The organism is Erwinia sp. MYb416, from assembly GCF_037479575.1.
Classification (GTDB): domain Bacteria; phylum Pseudomonadota; class Gammaproteobacteria; order Enterobacterales; family Enterobacteriaceae; genus Erwinia; species Erwinia rhapontici.
This window is the reverse complement of sequence record NZ_JBBGYT010000378.1, coordinates 1-1,197: the sequence shown is the minus strand read 5'-3', so window position 1 is coordinate 1,197 and position 1,197 is coordinate 1. Positions and strand designations below refer to the sequence as shown.

General features: G+C 53.8%; 1 protein-coding gene. It reads right to left on the bottom strand.

Going from position 1 to position 1,197, the window contains the following annotated elements:
• On the bottom strand, positions 1–1,002 hold a 1,002-nt coding region (locus WH277_RS05420), incomplete at its 3' end, for a LacI family DNA-binding transcriptional regulator (protein WP_339504859.1).
• Positions 1,003–1,197 lie beyond the last annotated feature (195 nt).

Genomic DNA, 1,197 nt, shown 5'->3' with positions numbered 1-1,197 from the left:
ATTCGGTACCATCGATGCCCGTTTCAGCCACGGGCTGTGCACACTCACCGTGTTCAGATGCGTCTCTCCGTTGATAATGTGCAGGGCGCTCAGGCGGCCAATGTCGTAATGAGGCAGTTGTACCGTCGACAGCGGCGGTAAGAAAAGATCGCCAATCCCTACCATATTGTCATACCCCATTACCGCCACATCCTGCGGGATGCGAATCCCCTGCCCCAGGAGTGTCTGATACACCATCAACGCAATCCTGTCGTTACCGCAGATAACCGAGTCAAACGCGGGCTTACCCTGGTGTATCTGCGCCAGCACGCTGCCCGGTATATCGTGATAATGAGCATCCCCATTTCCCATATAGACATGCGTCAGGTTGTCAGGATCGATGCTGGCTTCACGGCATGCACGCTCCAGCCCGCGACGACGACGGCGTGTGGCAATATTCTGCGCGGGTAAATGCAGGCACAGTGGACGGCGATAACCCGCTTCAAGTAGGGCCTTCACACCATCATACTGCCCTTGCTCATCATCAGGGATATAACTGGCGACTCTGTCATGCAGGCTTTCACAGTTAGCCAGCACACAGGGCAGCGTCAGGAGTTTGTGCGGAACCGGCACCTGACGCAGCCCCATGGTGGTGTAGATAATGCCGCCCGGGCGATGCGAAAGCAGCAGATCCACAATGCTCTCAGGGCTGTCATCAGAGAACATGTTCACCACGAAGCTGTTCCAGCCATGGGCCCTTGCTGTCTCTTCAATCGATAAGGTGATCTCCACTGAGAACGGCGTGGTAACGGTATCCAGCGCCAGCACACCAATGGTCTTCGGCGTTGCCCGCGCGCCGCGTATTTTTTTCGCTGACAGGTCAGGTACATAATTCAGTTCAGCGATCGCCGCCTGCACCCGGGTCAACGTCTCAGGCTTTAACCGTTCAGGGGCATTTAATGCCCGGGAGACGGTCATTAACGAGACTTCTGCACGCTTTGCCACATCTTTTAATGACGCCATAACACTGTGTCCTGCTTGAGCAAATCCATGGAGTGACTGTCCGTGGCTAAGGCTATACAACTCCTTTTACGATGTAAAAAGGATGCTGCGTTATTTCTGCCTGCCGCGATGAATGTTCACCCTTACCCGAAAAAGTGATCGCCCTCTCAATGCCGCAATGTTAACGTTAACCTTTGTGATTAACATCATAAATCA